The sequence below is a fragment of the Microcoleus sp. D2_18a_B4 genome, from assembly GCF_036702475.1.
In the GTDB taxonomy this organism is placed as follows: domain Bacteria; phylum Cyanobacteriota; class Cyanobacteriia; order Cyanobacteriales; family Microcoleaceae; genus Microcoleus.
Map to the genome: position 1 here is coordinate 1 of NZ_JAUBTL010000059.1, position 21,478 is coordinate 21,478.

The following is a 21,478-nucleotide window of genomic DNA, read 5'->3' on the forward strand; positions in this document are numbered from 1 at the left end:
GTCAACTGTCAACTGTCAACTGTCAACTGTCAACTGTCAACTGTCAACTGTCAACTGTCAACTGTCAACTGTCAACTAACTCCCTTCTTCTTCCTTCCAGCGTTTGAGAGGAACGCAATCAATCCCCAACTGGTCTAAAGCGCGAGCCACCACAAAGTCTACCAAATCTTCAATAGTTTGCGGATTGTGATACCAAGCAGGAATCGCTGGTACAATTCTAGCTCCAGCTTCTGCCAAGGTAGTCAAATTCCGCAGGTGAATCAAGCTAAAAGGCGTTTCGCGAGGCACGAGTACCAATTTTCTCCCTTCCTTGAGCTGAACGTCGGCCGCTCTTTCGAGCAAATCCGAGCTCAAGCCAGCCGCCAACTTGCCCAGCGTACTCATGCTACAGGGAATAATCATCATCCCTTGGGTGCGAAAGGAGCCACTAGCAATATTAGCACCGACATCTTGCCAGGGATGGCACCGAAGTTTACCCATTGTGGCGACTCCTGCTTGTTCCCGCCAGAATTCCTCTTGTAGCGTCGGTTCTGCGGGCATTCGAGTGTTCTGTTCGCTTTGCCAAACCATGTAAGTAGACTTGGAAGCGACCAGTTCGATCGCGCGATCGGCTTCCAAGAGATATTTTAGGGTTCGCACCGCGTAAATCAGTCCCGATGCTCCAGTAACTCCTACAATTAGAGGTTGGGCGGGGACTGAAACAGAATTAGTCATGGGCAATTATCCAGCAATAAGCTCACTAATTATAGCGCGATAGGTGCTAATAACAGCCACAACACTCATCAATCAATTCAATGATTGCGTGGCGATCGCTCTTAATAACAATAAAAGGCGAAACCTATAGCCACCTGCAACACCCCCGGATACTACAAGAAAGTATGCGACTGCGCTCGCCAGGATTATCATTACCCTATTCTTCGTTAACAAAAACAAAGGCTAACTGCGATCGCCAGAGCTCCAGATCCCAGCCCCATCTTACATCCTGATAGCCGCGCGACCAACTCTGTGTCAAAATAGAACTACTAACTTTACTTTATTAACATCAGGGGAGGCAGACAATGTTCTTAAGATACGAAGATATCGAAATAGTGCAATTAGACATTACCTCCCGATGTAATGCCGGTTGTCCTCAGTGTCCGCGCACGGGGAACCCTATTTTGCCAATGACAGAATTGACAATAGCAGATATTAAGAGAATCTTCCCTAAAGAATTCTGCTCTCAGTTGTCTTGGATTTACCTGTGCGGCAACTTTGGGGATGCGATGGTGAGTAATACCACTCTCCCGGCGCTAAAGTATTTTCACAAAATGGGAGTCAATTACCTTTGGATGTACACCAATGGTAGCGGACGCAGCCCTGATTGGTGGCGACAACTGGCCAAAATTTTGAATCAACCAGACGATCGCGTTATTTTTGCCATCGATGGATTAGCGGATACCAACCACCTCTACCGTCGCAATACAAACTGGAACCGGATTATGGAATCCGTCGAGGCCTTTATTGGCGCCGGTGGCCAAGCAGAGTGGCAATATTTAGTCTTTGAACACAATCAACACCAAGTCGAAGAAGCTCGCGCTTTGGCCCGTAGACTGGGGTTTATTAAATTTCAAGCTAAAGCAACGTCTCGCTTTGCGCTGTCAGAGGTTGATGAAGTCGGAGAAAAGGAGGAGGCGATCGCAGAGGTGGACTCCCAGACGCAGGAAAAGCGCGATCGTTCTACCCCCATCACCCTAGAAAAAGCAGCTCTCAATTTTCACCGACAAGCTGAAGATTATTTAGCGGAAAAAAATTTAGAACAAGCATTTTTAGCTTGTCAAAAAGCACTTGAGATTCAGTCAAACTTTGCCGTCGCTCACAAAACATTAGGCAATCTGCTACAGCTCACAGACTGTCTGGAGGAAGCGATGAACTCCTATAAAACTGCCCTAGAAATTCAGCCAGAATTTGCCGAAGTTTATGCAAATATGGGCAGCGTTTATGCTTCTCAAAAACAATGGGAACCCGCAATTTCTCACTATCAAAAAGCGCTGGAAATTCGACCAAATTTTTCAGGAGTGTATCGAAATTTAGCCAAAATTTGGACACAATTAGGTAAAATAGAAGAAGCAAATGAAGCTTTTCAGCAAGCCGTTAAACTCCAACTCGCTCAAGAAATTGCTCCGGCTAAAGCTGCTAAAGCGAACAAAGAAAGCTCCGTAGAACTCAAGCCGGCTTCCTTACCCCAGTATCAAAATCCAGAAATCCCCAACTTTCGCAAAGCCGTCCAAGAATATGGAGGATTAGAAAATTATTTTCAGGGCATTGAAATTAACTGCCAGTCGCAAAAGAAAGCTGAAATTTACGTTAGTTTTGACGCTGAACTGTGGCCCTGCTGCTATACAGCTCAGACCAAATACGCTCATTACAGCGACACTTATATGACCCAGGCGATCGCTCTGTTTGAAAAATATGGGCAAGGATTTAACAACCTCCGCAGCAAATCTATCAAAGAAGTGCTAGAAAATGTTTGGTATCAAAAAGACTTAGCCAAAAGCTGGTCTTGTTCGGAGAGACTAGAAATATGCGCCTTGGTGTGCGGGAAAGCCTTCCACCCCACCTCCTCACAGATGCTCTAGATCCTTCACTGACTCGAGTCCAGAAACCTGATTTTTTGGGAAAGTATCGAATTTTAGCACCGCAATATTTGCAAAAAAGCCTGATTTTTCTTGAAGCGGACTTCAGAAACCGGGTTTCATCAAGAAACCCGGTTTCTGAACACCAGACGTTTGTTAGAAACAGGCGAGAGTTGGAAACTGGCGACGCACCCTACCTTTACTGTTAGCTATCAACTATCAACTATCAACTATCAACTAACTACTCATCATCATCAAAAGCTTGGCTGCCGCCGCCAACTGCAACTAAATCAATTTGCTGGCGGTAGTAGTCAACACTCTTGACTTGAACTTCTACCCGATCGCCCAAACGGTACTGATTGCGGTTTTTGCGGCCCACCAGAGTTTGCTGGCGCGATCGATATTCGTACCAGTCATCCTTCAGCGAAGAAACGTGCACCAATCCCTCAACTCGCAGGATGTCGCTCTCCGGTGGCCGCACCTCAATTTCCACAAAGAAACCGTAAGACTGCACGCCTGTAATCAAACCCTGGAAAGTTTGGCCGGTGCGTTCTTTCATCAATCCAGTTTTCTTCAATCCCTGCAAATCGCTTTCGGCATCCTCAGCAACTCTTTCGCGTTCGGTTAGGTGTACTACTACCGATGCAAACTCTGTCTCAAATTCGTGGTGCAAATCTGGGGGGAGAACATTCCAAGTAATTTGACCGTGACAGGAGGAATGGTGCAAGTCAACTTTTTCCTTAGCCCGTGTTGTGCGGCTGCTGCGGCCTTGCTCGAACACCGCTTGCAACACCCGCAGCACCAGCAAATCGGCGTAGCGGGAAAGCGGCGAAGTGCAGCGCGTGTAACCCTCTGACAGCCCCAAACCGAAGTGTGGCTTGGGAGTTGTGCTGTAAACAGCGGGCTTCATGGTGTCTTCTAGCAGGTAGGTGAGAACTCTTTCGGACTTAAGGCCGGCAAACTGCTGGGTAAATCGCTGAAAGTCCAAGGGCAAAACTTCTTCTTCGGTTTCGAGATACAGTTCGCCTCCGAGGTTGTTGGAGAGTTTGATGAACTCTTGAATGTCTGCCGGGTCTGGCATCGGCTGGACGCGGTAAATTGCTGGGACTCCCAAGGCTTGCAGGTGAGTGGCGACGGCTTGGTTGGCAAGTACCATCAACTCGGAGACAGCCGACTGGGCGGGGGGAGCCGTTGCAAAAGCTCCTAATTCGCCTTCGTCGTCGAAGTGAGAGTTAGCATCGGGCAAATTTAGTTCAAAAGCTCCTCGCTTGAGCCTTGTCTGTCTGGCAGCCTGTGAGGCGGCACCGAGTTGATCGAGGAAAGGACGGAGGGCGGAGGATAAAGGGTGATCTTCGGCATCGCCTGGTTCGAGAATTGCTTGAGCTTGCTCGTAGGTGAGGTGGTAGTCAATTTGAATGACGCTGGTTTGAATCTCGTATTCTAGGAGTTCTCCTGATTCGTCTAGGGTCAGCAGTATGCTGAAGGCCAGCCGTTCGGTATCTGGCAGCAGGGAGCAGCGCTCGTTGAGGAGTTCTGGCAGTACGGCGATGATTTTTTCTCCCAGATGGGCGGCGGTGCCTCGCTTGCGGGCTTCGCGGTCGATCGGGGTTTCTGGCTGCACGTACTCGGCGGCATCGCTGATGTGGATTCCTATTTGCCAGCGGCCGGGCTTCAGGGTTTCGATCGACAAAGCGCGTTCTACTGGCGGATCGGAGAGGAATGATGTTGGGTCAAACTCGTTTTCGCCTCCTCCTGCGGAGAGATTTTCCTCCTGGGCTTGAGGGGCCTCGTTTTCGCTGTTGCTTGTTCCCGGTTCGTTTTTGCTGAAGCTAACAGTCAGAATGTTACGCAAATCTAGCCGTTTTTTGATGTCGGTTTTTTTGACTTTGCTGGGCAAATTTTCCGCTGCTTTGATGACGGCGGCGGGGAACGATCGCGGTAAGTCGTGTTTGCAGCATACGATGTCGAGGTCGTCAGCGGCTTCGGCGTCGGAACCGAGTACCTGTACTACTTTGCCGACTGGCCGATGGGTGCCGAGGGGGTAGCGTTTGACTTCGACGTGTACTAGGTGGTCGATCGCCTCTTGGAGATTTGTGCCATTTGCGAGCAAGTCTAGTTCAAACAACAGGCGATCGTCCAGGGGGATTGCTCTGTAGCTGACGCGGCCAGTGGGGGTGGCGGTTTGCTTGACTCGCGCTAGTACCGAGGGGTTGGCGCGTTCGAGGATGAGCATGACTTCGCCTTCGGGCGATCGGCGGCGGCTACCTTCTTTGATGATTTTGACTAAGACTCGATCGCCATTCCAAGCTGTCGAGAGGTGACTTTCCCGCACATAAACGTCTTCTGAGCCTTCGGCGTCTTGAATTGCAAAGCAAAATCCTTTGCTCGAACAGCGCAGTTTTGCTTCTACTACGTCGTCTTCAGCTACTCGGCGATAGCGGCCTTTGTCTTTGACTAATATGCCAATTTTCTCTAGAGCTTCTAATGCAATTTGAAGTTTGAGTTGACTGGTGGCGTCGTTGCAGTCGAGTTTTTTCTCCAATGCTTTAGGAGCCACTAATTTGTCTTCTGTAAAATTTGCCAGCAGTGCAGCGATAGAAAATTCCATGTAGCGATCGATCCTCTTGTTTCCAGCAATTAGTCTAATTTTGGCGAAATCAGCCGCACCCCCTCGGGCCCTCGCAGTGCCTGCTTCCCAACAAATACGCGGGTTGATAGGTGGAGACGCGAGCACAGCCACCTTGTTTGATCGCGAGGTTTTTTTGAGATTCTCTCCCGACACCGGCTTGGTGCTAATTGTCTGCTGTCTGTCTTGAACTGACTGCTGACGGTGCAGACAACTGTCCCGCACGCTATTCCCCAATACAATTTTTTAGCGTTGGTTTGTTTGCTTTTAGGTCAGCAGCGCCGAGCACTTCGCAAATTAGAAAGCCCCTGTCGGTTCTTAAAAGATGGCTCGATACTGAAAGCGACGGCTTGAGTCGAGGATGAGCCGATGGAGGCATGGAGAGGGATAAAATTTGCATTTCTTCCTTCTGCCTTGTTCCTTCTGCCTTGTTCCTTCTTCCTTTTGAAGTGCCTCTTGCTTCTTGCTTTAGCAAAGAATTTACCGGATCTTTAAGGCAAAATTGCTAGTAGCTCGCTGCTGCGATGCCCCTGTTTTTTTGCACGCAATCTGTCCTTGCGGACGGAGGTGCAACGAGCGGGTCGGGAGCAATCTGTGCTGTAGAAAGTGCAGGTACGCAAACCGGAGACTTTTACTACTTTTGCTTAGTTGCTGTGCCATCTCCTATAGGTAGAAATGACGCCCGGTGCTTGTTAGCTTAAACTGCCGGATGTGGGATGGGGTTTAGTGGCGTGAAAGGTTGCGCGGATGATTCACCTTTGATTTATTGTACGTTGAATAGGTGCTTTCAGAAAATTGTTTTCTCTGAGCTGTTGTTGAGCCAAGCGTGACCTGGGGTAATTTTTAAAATTTTCGCGATCTCTGGGACGATCGAGCTTGCGGAGTCGCTTTCTGTTAAGCTGTTGGGCATTTCAATTGTCTTTTTGGGCGGGCGTGACGCCCAACCCCTACTCCCCACAAGAATTTCATCAAACTTGTCTGTAAGAATGAGAAGCACCTGGGCTTACACGATCGCCCTCACGTTTTCAACAAATGTTGAAGAATCAAGCAACTAATGCGTGGTTGTGTACTAAACTTAACTACCAGCCGGGAAGTCCCGGGCGTATATTTAGAGGCGATTAATCAGAGCGCTGGGCCCCGTACCCCGTTGGGAATTACTCCTTGGGATGAAAGGCTCGTCGGGTTTCGGTACCGAAACCGACAATTATTCTTTTATAGCCCAAGATGATCGGGAAATACTCTGATACTATATTAGCAAGTGGGGGTGGAACTACCTCACTATAAAAAGCCTTTGAAAAAAAGGAAAAAGAAGCCTGCGGTCTAACTGTACTCAGTTGACCGTCAGGTTTGTTCACGTCATAAGCCCCTTCTGGTTTCGGGGTCAAAAAACTATGTTTGCTGAATTTCGCGCCCTTTATCCCGCTGGACAGTTAATTTGTGAGTTGCTGACTGTTCATCACGGTAAGTTTGTTGTTCGCTGTCTGGTTCAGGTTGACGGCAAAACTCTGGCTACGGCTATGTCGGCTGCTGAGTCTGTTGAGGATGCTGAAGACCGTGCCCGGTTGCGAGCGATCGCTGTTCTTGGATCTGCTGCGCCCGATCGTGCGATCGCGAGTGTTGATCCGGCTCCGGTTGCTCCGGTTGCTTCGGTTGCTGCTGTTCCCCCTCCTCCTGCCGTTTCCCCGGTTGCTGCTGTTCCCCCTCCCCCTCCTCCTGCTGTTCCGGTTCCTGTTGGGCCGACAAGTGTTCCTCTTCCGGTTCTAGAAATGCCTGTTGCTGACAAATTGCCTGAATCACATCAAAGCAATTTTGTCAAGACTGAAGCGAAATTAAATGAAGAGCCGATCGCACCTGTACCGGAACCGCTGCCGCCAAAGGTCGATCGCGTCGAGGCTACTGGGTTTGTACCAAAGCAGTTAGACTCAGACGCTTGGCTTTCTTCTAGCTACGGCGAACCACTTCAGGAACTGGAGGTGCCGACTTCTAGCCAAAGTGAACTGCTACAGGGTGCGGCCGAAGTCAGGGAATTGCAACCGATCGCAGTGGGAATCCCCAGCGATGCGATCGAGGATAATTCTGATACGATCGCCCAAATAGACGCCATCCTCAAACGCCTGCAATGGAAGAAAAAACAGGAAAGCGACTGTCTGGAACACAATTACGGCAAGTCGTCGCAGAGAGAACTTTCTAGCGAACAGTTGGGAGATTTCCTAGAATATCTGGAAATCTACAGCAGAACTACTGAGGAAATCAAGCGGTTGGGCTGGACTCCCAACCAAGGAAAAGATTATCTCAAACAAGGTTATGGCAAAGAAGCGCGGCACTTCTTAAATCGAGAAGAATTGTTCGACTTCCTGCAATATCTCGAATCTTTGCCCTAGTAATTATGTAGGGTTTCTAGGTGTGTTCACTGTTGACGGTTGACTGTTGACAGTGAACAGTCAACCGTCAACAGTGAACTAGAATTTACTATTCCGATGCTAACGGATTTGATATGACTGTTAAAAATTAAAAATCAAAAATGAAGAATATTTCCTCATTTTTGATTTTTAACTTTTCATTTAGACGACAGCGGCGATCGGGCGGCTGGCGGAAGGACGGCGATCGATCACTTGATCGACTAATCCGTAGTCCTTTGCTTCTTCAGCGGACATGAAGAAATCCCGTTCGGTATCTTCTTCAATGCGGGAAAGCGGCTGACCGGTATGGTTGGCAAGATGTTCGTTCAGGCGGCGTTTGTGGTACAAAATCTCTTTGGCCTGAATTTCAATATCGGTTGCTTGTCCTTGAGCTCCGCCTAGAGGTTGGTGGATCATAATCCGGGAGTGAGGCAAACTCATCCGCTTGCCTTTAGCGCCGGCACTCAACAGAAAAGCGCCCATGCTGGCTGCCAAACCGAGACAAATAGTGCAAATGTCGGGGCGGATGTGGTTCATCGTGTCAAAAATGCCCATACCTGCTGTTACCGAACCCCCTGGGGAGTTGATATAGAGGTAAATATCTTTCTCCGGGTCTTCGGCGTCTAAAAATAGCAATTGGGCAACGATCAGGTTAGCCAAGTCTGAGTCAACCTGTTGGCCCAAGAAGACGATGCGATCGCGCAGGAGTCGCGAGTAAATGTCAAAGGCGCGTTCGCCGCGACCGGATTGTTCTATAACTGTTGGGATCATTGACGCCTGCCTGCCTATTACGTATCTTTTTTTAATTTTAGCGATTAGGGCTCAGTTATAGTTAGCGATCGGTGGCGTGCGATCGAGAAATCGGCAAAATCCTTGAACTGGGCGGGGTTGGGGCGTTAATTTGTCGAAGTTGTGGCGGGGGGTGCGATCGGATGTCCGATCCTGCAGGCGATCGATTTTGAGGAAGCGGACATCAATCAACTTTGTTATGTGGCGATCGTATCATTGCCAGAACTGAAATCGCTCGATCGCGGCTGACACTAGGAAAATGGTCTAAAAATTCATCGACCGAATCACCAGCTTCGAGATAATCAAGTAGAGTCTCGATCGGGACGCGAGTACCAATAAAGACTGGATTTCCCCCTAAAATTTCGGGGTCGCTATGAATGATAGGTAGTGTGGATGTCATATAAAAATTTTGGGGAGTCATGAATCTGATGACGGTGGGCGATCGTCCAATTCTACTAAAGCTACTTTTACACAGGCGCGAACAGCACTCCAATCACGTTCGGATAAATGCCCTATCAAAATCAGGTTGGCAGAAGGCGGCAAAGTAAGAATGAAACTGCGGAAAACAGATACAATTCTCAAACCGGCGGATGCCCAATCTTGCAGAGTATAGTCAGTAGAGCCAAGATTTGTTGTCTGGGTAGTGATTAACCCAACTATGAAATCAGGGCGGTTTCTATGATAAGTAGTCGAGGACAAAACCACAACAGGGCGACGTTTAACACCTGTGACACCAGGAAAATCTGCTGTTACTACATCACCAGGATTGAATTTCACTAATCCATCTCCTCACTCTCCGGGAAAAGTGTAGCTGCGTATTGCAAAGAAAAGGTTGTTACATCGAAACAATCTTCCTCACTCCAGGTATCACTTTGTTCGACGACAGCGACATTATGCTGTGATAACTCGTTGAGGATCAGAGTTGCCAAGCGTAACCGCTCCGTTGGTGACAAAGTGTGGACAACTTGAATATAGATTTCTTGAGCTGTAGTCGGCATAAAAAATCCTCCTGCCTTAAATTGTAACCTAAACAGGCGTCCCGATCGGAAGATAGCCCTTTTCTCATATCATTAGAAGAGGTATATCCACTACATACTAAACTACTCAAATTTTAATCGCCCAACCACGGCGGTACATTCCATACAAAATTAACCACCAAAATAATACCGCAGTCACGGCAAATGCTAGGGAACCATTCAGCGGCCCCGCCCACGGCACAAACCAGTTTTCATAAATCCAAGTGTAAGTTGTTGGAGCATTTGCACCAGTACCGATATGAGTTTTTAAGAGAATTCTGGCAACTATACCGGAAGCAACAAACAGGAAAATTGCATTCAATCCCATGATTTCAAACAGCCTCCCCCATTTCCAATTTCGCACTTCAATTGTTTCGTAGCAAGCTGCTAGCAATAGCAACGCCCAACCAGCAGTAAACACTACATAGGAACTCGTCCAAAGTTGTTTGTTGATCGGAAATAAAAATCCCCACAAGTTGCCGATTACCACGCAACGGAATCCCCAGATTGCTAAGTTTAAACTGGTGCGGGTTTTAATGGGCTGTACGCGCAGCCATTCTCCGGTAAAGTAGCCGATTAGGACTGTAACGCTTGCTGGTAAGGTACTCAACAATCCTTCGGGGTCGAAGGGGCCGCCTTTGTACAGGTGTTGGCTACCGAGAATTAGCCGATCGACATATCCCCCTAAATTTCCTTCTGGCGTGAGTTCGCCGGCAGTGTACCCCCCTACAGCAAATACGGTTAGTGCGCCCCAATAGCCCAAAAGAACGGCAACAGCGAGCAGTTTTTGATTGCGGGGAGAGAGGTTGAGAATGGCGATCGCACTGATGAAATAAGCTAAGCCGATGCGCTGCAATACTCCCATGATGCGGATTTTACCGAAGTTTTCCACTGGGGCGTTGTTGAGAAGTACGTCAAGGGCGATCGAAGATGTATTTAGCAGCAATCCTAATAGAAATAGAATCGCAGCGCGGCGCGCAATTCGCCAGTAAATATTTGAAGAAGGAAGAAGGAAGAAGGAAGAATAAAGAGGGTTTTTGGCAGATTTTGATTTTTCCTTTGTTTGTGTAATTTTTGAGGTTGCTATTTCGGTTTTTGAATAATTTTGAAGATATTTAGACAGCGAGAAAGACATCGCACAGCCAACGATGAACAAGAAAAACGGAAATACTAAGTCTGTCGGGGTGCAGCCGTGCCATTCTGCGTGTTCTAGCGGCGGATACACCTGTTTCCAACTGCCGGGGTTGTTGACTAGAATCATCGAGGCGATCGCAATTCCGCGAAAAACATCAAGGGATTTGAAGCGCATAAATTAAGTTATTTGTTCACTGTTCACTGTTCACTGTTCACTGTTCACTGTTCACTGTTCACTGTTCACTGTTCACTGTTCACTGTTCACTATCTTAGGTGATGCCCATTTCCTAATTCTTTTCGGCCCAATTCCCAATGCCCAACTCCCAACTCCCAATGCCCCATGCCCCATGCCCCATGCCCCATGCCCCATGCCCCATGCCCCATGCCCCATGCCCTATATCTCTATTCCTTCCAGAGTCATAATGACTGCATTTTTCATCAACATATCGCACCTTTCTGCATAAAAAGCTGCTGCCTTATCATACTTGTTGACTTGCAAAACGCGCAGAAACATTTGCCTTGCTTGCGCGAATTGCTGCTGGTAGTGAAAAAAAATCCCCTGTTCAAAATAAGTTTGAGTTTGTGCTTTTAGTTCGATCATTGTCGCCGAGTCGCCATCGTAAATTTCAAATACAGCAACAGGTGTTTGTTTTCCTTTTACTTGAACGCGATCGAGAAACCTGCACTTGTAATGTTGAGGATCGTCTATCCGGCAAAGGGTTTGGACGCTAGCTACAATACTAACTCCATAAAGCTTTGTCAATCCTTCCACGCGGGAAGCTAAATTAACGGCATCAGAAATCACCGTACTTTCCATTCGTTCCGCTTCGCCAATCGTACCTAACATTAAAGTCCCCGTATGCAAGCCAATCCCTATCGAAATAGGTTGATAGCCACTGTTTTGCCTGTGTCTGTTATAAATTTTTACTTGCTGCTGCATCTCAATTGCTGCTTGCACAGCATCTTCAGCCCTGTTAGGAAACAAAGCCATAATCCCGTCACCAATGTATTTATCTATAAAACCGTTGTACTGGCGGATAACTGGGCCAACTCGGCTTAAGTAAGAGTTAAGAAATTCAAAGTTTTCTCGGGGAGACATACTTTCTGACAGACTTGTAAATGAGCGAATGTCGGCAAACATAATCGTCATTTCTGCTTGTACAGAGTCTCCTAGTCTGGCATCAACGATGCTTTCTCTTTTGAGAAATTTCAAAAATTCACGCGGTACAAAACGGGCTGAGGCTGCTGCAATTTTTTCTAGTTCGCTTTTGCTGGATTCGATTTGATTGAGCGATCTAAATGCTCTCAGTGCGGTGACTACTGTGGTAAATAATTTTTTGTTAGTAAGTTCTGTTTTGGTTTTGTAATCATTGATATCGTAGCTGACAATTACTACATCTTCTGGTACTTGTCCGGGCTGTCCAGTTCGTAAAATAATTCGCACAATTTGATTATTTAAAATATCGCGGATGTATTTAACTACTTCCAAGCCTGCTTCTTCTGTTTCCATAACTACATCGAGTAAAATCAATGCTATGTCGTAGTTATTTTGGATTATTTCTTTAGCTTCTTTTCCTGAGTAAGCGCTAATAAATGTTATAGTTTTACCTTCAAATTTAAAATCGCTTAACGCTAATTTAGTAATATTATGAATTTCTATTTCATCATCGACAATTAATATTTTCCAACTTTCTTCTAGCGGTTTTTCTTCCGCCTCGTCTTCCTCGGCAAATATTAATTCATCGTCCCCCGCCGCGATTAATTCGTCATCGCCCGCAGCCAACAGGTTTTTACTAGCTTCTGACATATATCGTTCTCCTATATAAAACTTATATCCATGTTGGCGGTCTAATAACTAACTGCTCATTTTAGCGGGAAATTCAATCATAAATCTTGTCCCTTTATTTAGTTGACTTGTGCAGCTAATTGTGCCTTTTAGTTTTTGAGTAACAAGGTTATAAATAATGTGCAGTCCCAATCCTGTGCCTCCCTGACCTCTTTTGGTCGTAAAAAATGGTTCAAAAATTTTACTGAGATTTTCTGGGTCAATTCCTTTGCCGTTATCGGCATATTCAAATATTAGCCGATCGCCCTCTAGTTTGAAATCAAAAGCCAGAACTCCTTCGTCTTCTCCATCGTAGGCGTGAATTAGGGAATTCAACACCAAATTTGTCACAATTTGACACACTACGCCGGGGTAACTGTCCACTACAATATTTTCATCACACTTAATCTGTATTTTGTGCTTAGTTCTTTTTAGTTTGGCTGTTAAGGATGTCAAAATTTCCTCTAGATAGTTTTTAACATTAAACGTGCGTTTTAACTCGCTAGACTGATCCACAGCTACTTCTTTAAAACTGTGAATCAAGTCGGCCGCCCGCGTGAGGTTAGATAAGATCATATTACTGCTTTGCATGGCGGTATCCAGGAACTTTTCTAACTCGGAACGTTTTATTTGGCCGTTACTGTAAACCTCAAAAAACTTTGTGGCTTTTTCAGCAAGCAGGGAGGCGGCGGTGATGCCGATGCCGATGGGAGTATTGATTTCGTGGGCAACACCTGCAACCAACCCTCCGAGGGCAGCCATTTTTTCCGATTCTACCAGTTTATTTTGAGCCGATTTTAAGTCTTCTAAAGTTTGGGAGAGCTCGGAGGTGCGCTGCTGTACTAAATTTTCGAGATTCTGATTGAATTGGTGCAAGTTGGCGTAAAGTTGGGCATTTTCGATGGAGATAGAAATTTGAGAAGACAGCAGTTTTAATATTTCTAACCGATCTTGGGTAAAAGCGCCTGTAGTCAGATTGTTTTCTAAATATAGAATCCCAGTGAGTTGACCTTGATTAATTAACGGAGTGCAAAGAATTGATTTAGGTTGAACCGCCATTATATAGGGTGTGCGAGTAAATTGTCCTTCGCGGCTGGCATCGTTTAAAACTATACTTTCCTGGGTGCGGGCGACGTAATTCACAACTGCAACTGCCAGCAAAGTTACTTCTCGATCGTCGGCTACAAAATCTATCGGAATTGATTGCATGACAGCAACGCGCTCGACATCTACAGATCCTGATGCTTCAATCACCCATTGACCCTCTTTTTCTAGTATTAAAAACCCTCGTTGCCCCCCGGCATTTTCAATAACAATTTTCATCATTTTTGCCAGCAGTTTGTCTAGAACTATTTCGCCCGCTAAGGTTTGCGATGCTTTAACTGCGGTAGTCAAGTCTAGCACGCCTGCAGCGTCGTTCGTAGTGGAAGAAGCGCTGCTGGTAGATTTGTGAGTTTCAATATTAGTTGAAATCGAGGCGGAAGTTAGCAAGTGCGAGTATTTCGATTCTAAATGCGCTGCTTTGGCTGTTGCTCCCCAGCGCTGATAGCAATAACGCGCTTCTGTCAAGTAAGTTTTAGAATTTTTTTCTCTTCCTATGGATAGATAAAATGCTCCTGCCAATTCTGCTGCTAGTGCTTGTACTTGTATGTATCCGTTTTCTTCGGCTCCGTCAATTGCGCGATCGTAATATTCCATTGCTCTCTCAACATTGCCCAAAACGCGCGCTTTTTCTGCCGTAAGTAAGTCGCATTTGTGCTGAAGATTCATGGGCGCCGAAAGCGCTTTTTGTTGCAGTTTTTTTCTGTTACTGACAGCGTAAAAAATATGCTCTTCTTGTTCCTCCTCTGTTGCAGATGGATAGGCGGCTAGGCGGGCTAGAGAATCGTAAAACTGGTATTCAGAAACATTAATAAAGCCTGCAACTCCGTCTAAATATACTTCGGCTTGCGCTGCATTTTCTAGCGCTGTAGCGGTATCTCCAAATAAATAGGCTAGTATTAATTTTTGCAAATAAAAGTGCTGTAGTCCCACCCGATCGTTAGCTTTCAACAGCAGCGACAACAATTTTTCTTCGCTGTATGCTTCACCTAATACAAGGTGTGGACTTTCCAATTTTCCCATCAATTGCAAAATACTTTGCCGATATATTTGATTCCAAGTCAATACAGTTTCTTGCTTGAGTTGAAACAGCAAATGGTTGTAGCTTACCATTCTCCGTTCCAGTTGTGGCAATTCTTGACCGATGAAATACAAAGACTGACAAATATTTACGGCTGAATATCCGACAGATTCTAAATCCCCATTTTCTAGCGCGCTTTGATAGGCCTCCTCTAATAGCGGCAAAGAGTCTTTAACGTGATGCTTGCCGTTCATCAAAATGAATGCTACTAAATTAAGCGTTTTGCTTTTGAATTCTAACGCATTTAATCTATCGCTCAAATTTAAAGCTAATTGACCAAAGCGATCGCCCGATTCAATATCTCTAACTATTCCTTTTAAAATTGCTCCGTAATTAGCATAACCGAAGGCAGAAAAAGTAGAGTTTCCGTAATTAATAGATAAATTAACTTGCTCGCACACAATCAGCGGCAGCAGCACAGGTTCAACTATAAATGTAGCTGAAAACATACTGGAAAGCACGCGCATAGTTGCTAATTTGTGCGGATTTGTCATAATGGGCAAGTTAATTAAATCTTCTATTTTTTTGTCGGTTAAATAAGCAGCAGTTTTAGCCAGTGCTTGCTGAATGTGGAGGGGAATCGGCGATTCGGGAAAGTTAATTCCTAACATTTTTAGTGCTTCCCGACCAATTTTTACCGATTCTTGGAGTTGTGTTTGCATCGCACAAGCTATGATTCTGATTTCAAACACTTTAATTTTGTCTAGTTCATTTTTTGCGTGTTGCAGGACAATTCTCGCCCATTTTTCCATTGCTTCAAAGTCGGTATTGAGGTAAGCAGCTTCTGCTGCTGACTCGTAGAGTGCCAGAGTCAAGTCGTAGTCAGTTTGCCAACTTTCGGGGGGAAGCAGTTCAATACCTGCGGTTAAATATTTGAGGGCAAGTTCGTAAGCTGCACTTGCTTTTGCTTTGCGACCTGCAATTAAATTTAATTGGGATAATTGAAATTTTTCTAATTGGTTGCGGATGATTTCTTTCGCTAAATTTAGTTGGTTTACGGTATCAAAAATATGCTCTTCTAATTGCTCTGGCGGTGAATTTTGCAGTAAAAAATTGCCTATTTTGAGATGGATTTTTTGTTTTTGATAATCGGATATTAAAGCATAAGCTGCTTGCTGCACTCGCTCATGCAAAAATTTGTAAGTGGCGCTCGAAACATCAGCCACTGGTAGGGAAAATTTATCGGTAAAGTCTCTAGATATTGTGTCTGTTACTTCTGTGCTTGCTGCTAGTGCGATCGGAATATTGTAGGCGTTATTCACGAGCAAAATCAGACCGGACTGAAGTGCCTCTCCGAGGTCTGTTGCTGCGGAAGCGAGAGGTTTTTCGGCGATTGTCGAGATAGTTTCTAAATCAAATTTGTTCCCGATACAAGCGGCTAATTTAAGCAGTTCCTGGGTCTTTTTTGAAAGTTTCTGAATGTTATCTATCATTAATTCTACAACATTGTCAGTTATTCCCATTTCTTGTATTTGTTCGATATCCCACTGCCACTCGCCTGTGAGATGGCATTTTTTCACAATTTGCTCTGAGATTGGTTGCGCTAAGCCCGACAGGTTAGGTTCAGCTAGCTCGACCAAATTATTCGAGGGTGAAAGTTTAAATTGAATCAAACTTTTCGAGTAAATAAACTTTATTAATTGAGTTAAAAAGAAGGGATTTCCTGCTGTTTTTTGAAAAAGCAATTCTGCTAAACTTAGGGATTTTTCTGGGGCGCAGTTCAAAGTATCGGCAACAAATTGGTTGACGCTGCTTATATCTAAAGGCGAAAGGGCGATCGCCCTCACAGTACCGCCTGCTTTTTTAATTGCTTCGGCGGTCAGCATTAGGGGATGATTTGCATCTACTTCCTGCTCTCTATAAGCGCCAATTATTAATAAATATTGAGTTCCCAGGTCAGTTGCTAGCAGTTCTATTAACTTGAGAGATGCTGAATCGACCCATTGCAAGTCGTCCAGGAAAATTACTAGGGGGTGTTCTTTTTTAGCAAAGACGCGAATGAAGTTTTGAAATACTAAATTAAAGCGATTTTGAGACTCATTGGCTCCTAAATCTGGGACGGGGGGCTGCGGCCCGACAATCAGTTCTACTTCGGGAATAGCTTCAATAATTACTTGGCAGTTGCCGCCGAGTGCTTTTAAAATTTTTTCTTTCCAAACATGGATTTCTGCGGCATTTTCTGTGAAAATTTGCCGCAACAAATCTTGAAAAGCTTGGAGCAAAAAAGCGTAGGGAATATCGCGCTTAAATTGCTCAAATTTGCTGTCAATAAAATACCCGTTTTCCCGCCGACTCGGCTTGTAAACTTCATATACTAACGACGATTTGCCCACACCTGCGGCACCAGAAATCAGCACAATTTCTGTATTGCCTCGCCTCATCCGCTGGAAGATACTGAGAAGCATATTAACTTCTGCTTCTCGCCCGTAAAATTTTTGGGAAATTTGCAGGTGACTTGACTGATCTTGCTCGCCGAGGGTTATGTGGGAAATTTCGCCTGTAGTTTGCAGTTGAACGAGACAATTTTCCAAGTCGTACAAAAGTCCGAAAGCACTTTGATACCTGTCTTCGGCTGTTTTTGCTAAGAGTTTTATGACGATATCGGAAACGACTTGAGGAATCTCCTTGGTTCCTAATTGATTGATTCTGCCTTCGATGCTTCTGCTTTGTACTTTTTGCTTTCTGTTTTCCCCAGGAGAAACTGGCGTTTTGGCAATATGGCAGTGTACTAATTCCATAGGATCGATCGCCTGAAAAGGCAATTCGCCACAAAGCATCTCATAAAAGGTGACGCCTAAAGAATAAAAATCGGTGCGGTAGTCGATCGCCCGATTCATACGTCCCGTTTGTTCAGGAGACATATAGGCGAGAGTGCCTTCGAGTAAATGGGGATGGCTGGGGGCGGGGTTTTCGCCCGGTAGCAGGGAGGCGATCGCAAAATCAGCAATCTTGACATCTCCTGTCTCGATATTGACAATAATATTGCTGGGTTTAATATCCTTATGGATGATGTGGTGTTCGTGGAGTTGCCCAATAGTTTCTGCTAGTTTGATGCCAATATGCAGAAATTGTTGTAACTCTAGCTGGTTGTTGCTGAGAAAGTCTTTTAGGGAAATCCCACCAAAATCTTCTAAAACTAAAACCGGAAAGTGATTGTAGGTTTCTATTTTGTAAAGCTTGACTATTCCGGGTAAATTCAAATTTTTAAGAATTTCGGATTCGTGCAGCAGTTGGGAGATTTGCGCTGGGTTAGGGTATGGCGGCGTGAGAGTTTTGAGGATAACGGGTTTTTGTTCCTCAAGCTGCATCCCTCGATAAATAACTGTGTGAGGGTTTGTATAAAGTTCTCCGTCAATGCGGTATCCCGGAATAGAAATCATGATATAGCAATCCTCGCATCAGTTGTACAAATAGGTAGGGGTAGTGCTAAGAGTGCCTACCCCCCACGGATCGGGGCAACCACGGGGGGTTTGCCCCTACAAAAATTACACAATTCATTTAGAATTGCTATATTTGGGGGTAATTTAAAAGATGCGGTTATACAATTTTAGATTTTAGATTGGGAATGATTGATGACATAAGGGTTTGGCTCTAACCTACAGTTGCATTCTTTTTGCACACAAGTATTATTAAGTAAGTGAAAATACACATCACCTGTCGAGGGCGGTTTTTACGGCAGTAAACTGGCTACTATGATATAGCTTAGCTAAATCCAGCCCTAAAGAGTCCTCCTAGATACTTTTTTTGTCGCTTATTTAGTTATCTATATTATTTTAGTATTCAAAAAATCAGAAGTGGCACTTTGCTATCCCGCCAGTGGCAAAATAAACGGGTGCGTGCAAATCAACAGCTAAAATCTAAAAAAATCATGCAGAATATAACTGCCTCAAATCCAGCTAATGCGACCGATCGCGCTTTGGGCACCGCAGACATTCAATTGCTGGTAGTGGATATAGACGGCACGATCGCAGGTTTGTCAAATGACATCCGAGAACCAGTCAAGCAAGCAATTTTGGCTGCCGAGTCGCGGGGAGTGAAAGTGGCCGTCGCTACGGGCAGGATGTACCGCTCAGCTTTGCGTTTTCACCGCGACATCGGCTCAACATTGCCACTGATTTGCTACCAGGGCGCATGGATTCAAGATCACGCTACTCAAAAACGGCTGCGACACTTGCCACTGTCGAAACAAACTGCTATGCAACTGTTAGATTATTTTGAAGAACCGCATTTGCGATCGCTGCTTTCGATCCATTTCTACATTGAGGACCAACTTTACGTACCGGAAATTACCGCAGCTACCCGAATTTATGCCGAACGATCGGGCATTGAACCAAATGTGATTAAAGATTTGCGGCGAGATCTTCCGGGGGAACCGACGAAAGTTTTGGCATTGTGCGAGAATCCGGGGGTACTCGACGGCTTGCTCAGCAGTATGCGGCAGCGCTACACGCCTGCAGAGCTTTATTTGACTCAATCGGTTGCTACTTTTTTTGAAGCTACGCATCCTTCGGCGAATAAGGGAGATGCGGTGCAGTATTTAGCGGAGGAACTTTTGGGTTTGCAGGCGGCGAACGTGATGGCGATCGGCGACAATTTTAATGATGTGGAAATGATTGCCTACGCGGGCGTGGGCGTGGCAATGGGCAATGCTCCTGATGGGGTGAAGGCTGCTGCTGATTGGGTGGCGCCGGATGTGGAGGAAGATGGGGTGGCGGCTGCGATCGAACAATTTGTTTTGGGCGATCGTTGATATTTGTAGCACCAATACCGCAGGGGCGGGTTTAGCGACATTTGGAAAAAATGTATATCAACCCGCCCCGACCCAGCGACAATTTATTCTTATATAACTCTCTAAGCTGTTCTGCATTTAAATTGTATGTCAAAAAATAATCAAACTATTGTGGGGTGGGCGTCCCGCCCGCCCTGAACCTACAATTTAAATGCGCGACAGCTTAGTTTTGAGTTCTATGCAATCAAATTTTGATGATCAAAAACCATCCACACTTTCGGATTTTTCGATATCAAATGGAGTCAATTACTTTTTTTGCAACATCGAATATTTATTTAAGGAACCGCGAAGACGCTAAGAACGCGAAGGAAGAAATGAAGAAAGCGGGGCGGGCTTACAGATATGGGGGATGTGAATTATAGATAATTTAAAACTCTTAAAAATGCCTTGCAACAGAAAAAGCACCGACGACTGGCCGTGTTTCGTCTCGGTGCTTCTTCTGGTTCGCTCCTCACACGTCCATCAATATAGCTGACTCAGTGGAAGCTGTCAATAGTTTTTACCAAAGTTTTTTTTTTAGTCTTTCCCAGCCTGGGTGCAGGTGCGGTGGAGCGAGCTAGAACCTTTGGAAGGCAAGGGTTTTGGTCGATCGCCCTCTCCCTTGCCTTCACCAGAAAAATTTTACCTATAACAGCAAGAAAGCTCACACTGTACCTGTACCCAGCAGGTCAGTCAGTGTTGAGATGAATTGCGCGTGAGGCTTCCGGTGAGCGTCAGCCGAACCGTGGACGACAGTCCTCTGACAATGCGATAGCTTTCGTTCGAGGACAGGTCCCAAACGAGCCAAATATTTGTGGTGAGTTGACATATTTTTAATTTTTGTTACCATGAATATGTAAACACGGTAAGGTCGATGCCATGTACAGAGCAGTGAAAATCAGAATTTATCCTACCGACGAGCAGGAATCCTACTTGGCTCAATGTTTTGGCAATACTCGATGGTTGTGGAATTATATGCTCAATGCCACTACTACCGCGTATAAAGAAACTAGGAAAGGTCTTTCTAAAGCTGCGATGGACAAGTTGCTTCCTGGTTTGAAAAAGGAATATGAATGGTTAGGACTGGCTTATAGTCAGGTCTTACAACGAGTAACATTCAATCTTTCAAGCGCGTTTGTAAACTTTTTTGAGGGACGCGCTAAATTTCCGAGATTCAAATCTAAACATGGTAAGCAATCGATTCAATATCCCCAAAATGTGAAACTAATGCCACAGGATTCTGTAATCAAGTTTCCTGGTAACTTGGGGTTAATGAAAACCGTGTTTCACCAAGACCTTCCTGATGCTAAATTCACGACTGTAACCATATCGAGAAACGCAGATGGTAGGTACTATGCTTCTATTCTTTTTAACCAAGAAGATACGCCCGCCGTCGCAATTAGAGAAGCTATCGGTGTTGATTTGGGGTTGAAAAACTTTGCTATAACTTCAGAGGGTTCAAAATACGACCTACCTAAGAAGCAATTGGCTAAGTTAGAAAGGAATAGAAAACGCAAACAAAAGAAATTAGCCCAAAAGACGGATAAAACCTCTAACAAGCGTCGCAAGGCTAAACTTTTAGTTTCCAAAGTCTCTAGCAAAGTAGCTAGAGTAAGACAAGACTTTTTACACAAGCTATCTCGCAAAATAGCCTACGAAAACCAAGTTATTTGTGTAGAAGATTTGGCAGTTAAGAATCTGGTTAAAAATCCCAACTTGGCAAAAGCAATATCAGACCAAGGATGGGGAATTTTTCTAACCATGCTCAAGTACAAAGCCGAGAGATTTGGTCACACCTACCAGGAAATAGGGCGGTTTTTCCCATCTTCTCAACTTTGTAGCGAGACTCTACTACCCATCCCCATACTGCAAAAAGGATATGATTCATTGGGTGTAAGACTTGTAGATTGTCCTCACTGTCTGCATCGCCATGATAGAGACATCAACGCTGCAATAAATATTAAAAACGAAGGCTTGCGAGTTTTGGCGTTAGGAACTAGCGCTTCTGCCCTTGGAGGGGATGTCAGACCAAGGTCATCAGGACGTAAAAAATCCATGAAGGCTGAGGCAATCCCCGTTGAATTGGGAAGCCCACACCCTATCTGTACTCAGATGGGTGTTGGGTAG

General features: G+C 45.3%; 16 protein-coding genes. 4 read left to right on the forward strand and 12 right to left on the reverse strand.

Annotation, left to right across the window (positions count from 1 at the left end; all coding sequences use genetic code 11):
* Positions 1 to 75: 75 nt before the first annotated feature.
* The gene (locus QUB04_RS26195; RefSeq protein ID WP_333142073.1) at positions 76 to 714 is read right to left on the reverse strand and encodes a flavin prenyltransferase UbiX; all 639 of its coding nucleotides are present in this window, start codon (positions 712 to 714) and stop codon (positions 76 to 78) included.
* 344 nt (positions 715 to 1,058) lie between these two features.
* On the opposite strand from QUB04_RS26195, the gene QUB04_RS26200 reads away from it, so the two are divergent.
* Complete coding sequence (locus QUB04_RS26200) at positions 1,059 to 2,615, forward strand: tetratricopeptide repeat protein (protein WP_333288931.1); 1,557 nt, start codon at positions 1,059 to 1,061, stop codon at positions 2,613 to 2,615.
* 238 nt (positions 2,616 to 2,853) lie between these two features.
* Here the strand turns inward: QUB04_RS26200 and QUB04_RS26205 are convergent, their stop codons facing one another.
* Both QUB04_RS26205 and QUB04_RS26210 read right to left on the reverse strand, forming a co-directional pair.
* The gene (locus QUB04_RS26205; RefSeq protein ID WP_333288981.1) at positions 2,854 to 5,220 is read right to left on the reverse strand and encodes a ribonuclease R family protein; all 2,367 of its coding nucleotides are present in this window, start codon (positions 5,218 to 5,220) and stop codon (positions 2,854 to 2,856) included.
* A 244-nt stretch (positions 5,221 to 5,464) separates the two neighbouring features.
* Positions 5,465 to 5,713, reverse strand: coding sequence for a hypothetical protein (locus QUB04_RS26210; protein ID WP_333107721.1), 249 nt, complete (start codon positions 5,711 to 5,713; stop codon positions 5,465 to 5,467).
* Positions 5,714 to 6,629: 916 nt separating this feature from the next.
* Between QUB04_RS26210 and QUB04_RS26215 the strand changes: the two genes are divergently transcribed.
* A complete protein-coding gene (locus QUB04_RS26215; protein WP_333288933.1) occupies positions 6,630 to 7,619 on the forward strand; it encodes a hypothetical protein in 990 nt (329 codons plus the stop codon).
* A 180-nt stretch (positions 7,620 to 7,799) separates the two neighbouring features.
* Here QUB04_RS26215 and clpP read toward each other — a convergent pair whose 3' ends face one another.
* The 8 genes from clpP to QUB04_RS26255 all read right to left on the reverse strand — a co-directional run bounded on the left by clpP (position 7,800) and on the right by QUB04_RS26255 (position 17,963).
* Positions 7,800 to 8,408 (reverse strand): ATP-dependent Clp endopeptidase proteolytic subunit ClpP, encoded by a 609-nt coding sequence (gene clpP / locus QUB04_RS26220; protein WP_006635758.1) that lies wholly within the window; start codon positions 8,406 to 8,408, stop codon positions 7,800 to 7,802.
* Positions 8,409 to 8,459: 51 nt separating this feature from the next.
* Positions 8,460 to 8,618: a hypothetical protein gene (locus QUB04_RS26225; RefSeq protein ID WP_333288934.1), complete on the reverse strand. Its 159-nt coding sequence runs from the start codon at positions 8,616 to 8,618 to the stop codon at positions 8,460 to 8,462.
* Entirely contained in the window at positions 8,611 to 8,826 is a 216-nt protein-coding gene (locus QUB04_RS26230; protein ID WP_333288936.1) for a DUF433 domain-containing protein, read from the reverse strand. The genes QUB04_RS26225 and QUB04_RS26230 overlap by 8 nt, the downstream gene beginning before the upstream one ends.
* A gap of 17 nt (positions 8,827 to 8,843) precedes the next feature.
* Positions 8,844 to 9,203, reverse strand: coding sequence for a type II toxin-antitoxin system PemK/MazF family toxin (locus tag QUB04_RS26235; protein WP_333288938.1), 360 nt, complete (start codon positions 9,201 to 9,203; stop codon positions 8,844 to 8,846).
* Complete coding sequence (locus tag QUB04_RS26240) at positions 9,203 to 9,424, reverse strand: hypothetical protein (RefSeq protein ID WP_190741010.1); 222 nt, start codon at positions 9,422 to 9,424, stop codon at positions 9,203 to 9,205. Before QUB04_RS26240 ends, QUB04_RS26235 begins: the two co-directional genes overlap by 1 nt.
* 106 nt (positions 9,425 to 9,530) lie before the next feature.
* Complete coding sequence (locus tag QUB04_RS26245; protein WP_333288941.1) at positions 9,531 to 10,751, reverse strand: heparan-alpha-glucosaminide N-acetyltransferase domain-containing protein; 1,221 nt, start codon at positions 10,749 to 10,751, stop codon at positions 9,531 to 9,533.
* A gap of 219 nt (positions 10,752 to 10,970) precedes the next feature.
* Positions 10,971 to 12,383 (reverse strand): adenylate/guanylate cyclase domain-containing protein, encoded by a 1,413-nt coding sequence (locus QUB04_RS26250; RefSeq protein WP_333288943.1) that lies wholly within the window; start codon positions 12,381 to 12,383, stop codon positions 10,971 to 10,973.
* A gap of 48 nt (positions 12,384 to 12,431) precedes the next feature.
* Positions 12,432 to 17,963 (reverse strand): ATP-binding sensor histidine kinase, encoded by a 5,532-nt coding sequence (locus QUB04_RS26255; RefSeq protein WP_333288945.1) that lies wholly within the window; start codon positions 17,961 to 17,963, stop codon positions 12,432 to 12,434.
* A 488-nt stretch (positions 17,964 to 18,451) separates the two neighbouring features.
* On the opposite strand from QUB04_RS26255, the gene QUB04_RS26260 reads away from it, so the two are divergent.
* Positions 18,452 to 19,333, forward strand: a complete 882-nt coding sequence (locus tag QUB04_RS26260; protein ID WP_333288947.1) for a Cof-type HAD-IIB family hydrolase — start codon at positions 18,452 to 18,454, stop codon at positions 19,331 to 19,333.
* Positions 19,334 to 20,015: 682 nt separating this feature from the next.
* Here QUB04_RS26260 and QUB04_RS26265 read toward each other — a convergent pair.
* On the reverse strand, positions 20,016 to 20,180 hold the full coding sequence (locus QUB04_RS26265; RefSeq protein ID WP_333288949.1) for a hypothetical protein: 165 nt from the start codon (positions 20,178 to 20,180) through the stop codon (positions 20,016 to 20,018).
* Positions 20,181 to 20,230: 50 nt separating this feature from the next.
* Here QUB04_RS26265 and QUB04_RS26270 point away from each other — a divergent pair, with 50 nt between their 5' ends.
* Complete coding sequence (locus QUB04_RS26270) at positions 20,231 to 21,478, forward strand: transposase (protein WP_333164701.1); 1,248 nt, start codon at positions 20,231 to 20,233, stop codon at positions 21,476 to 21,478.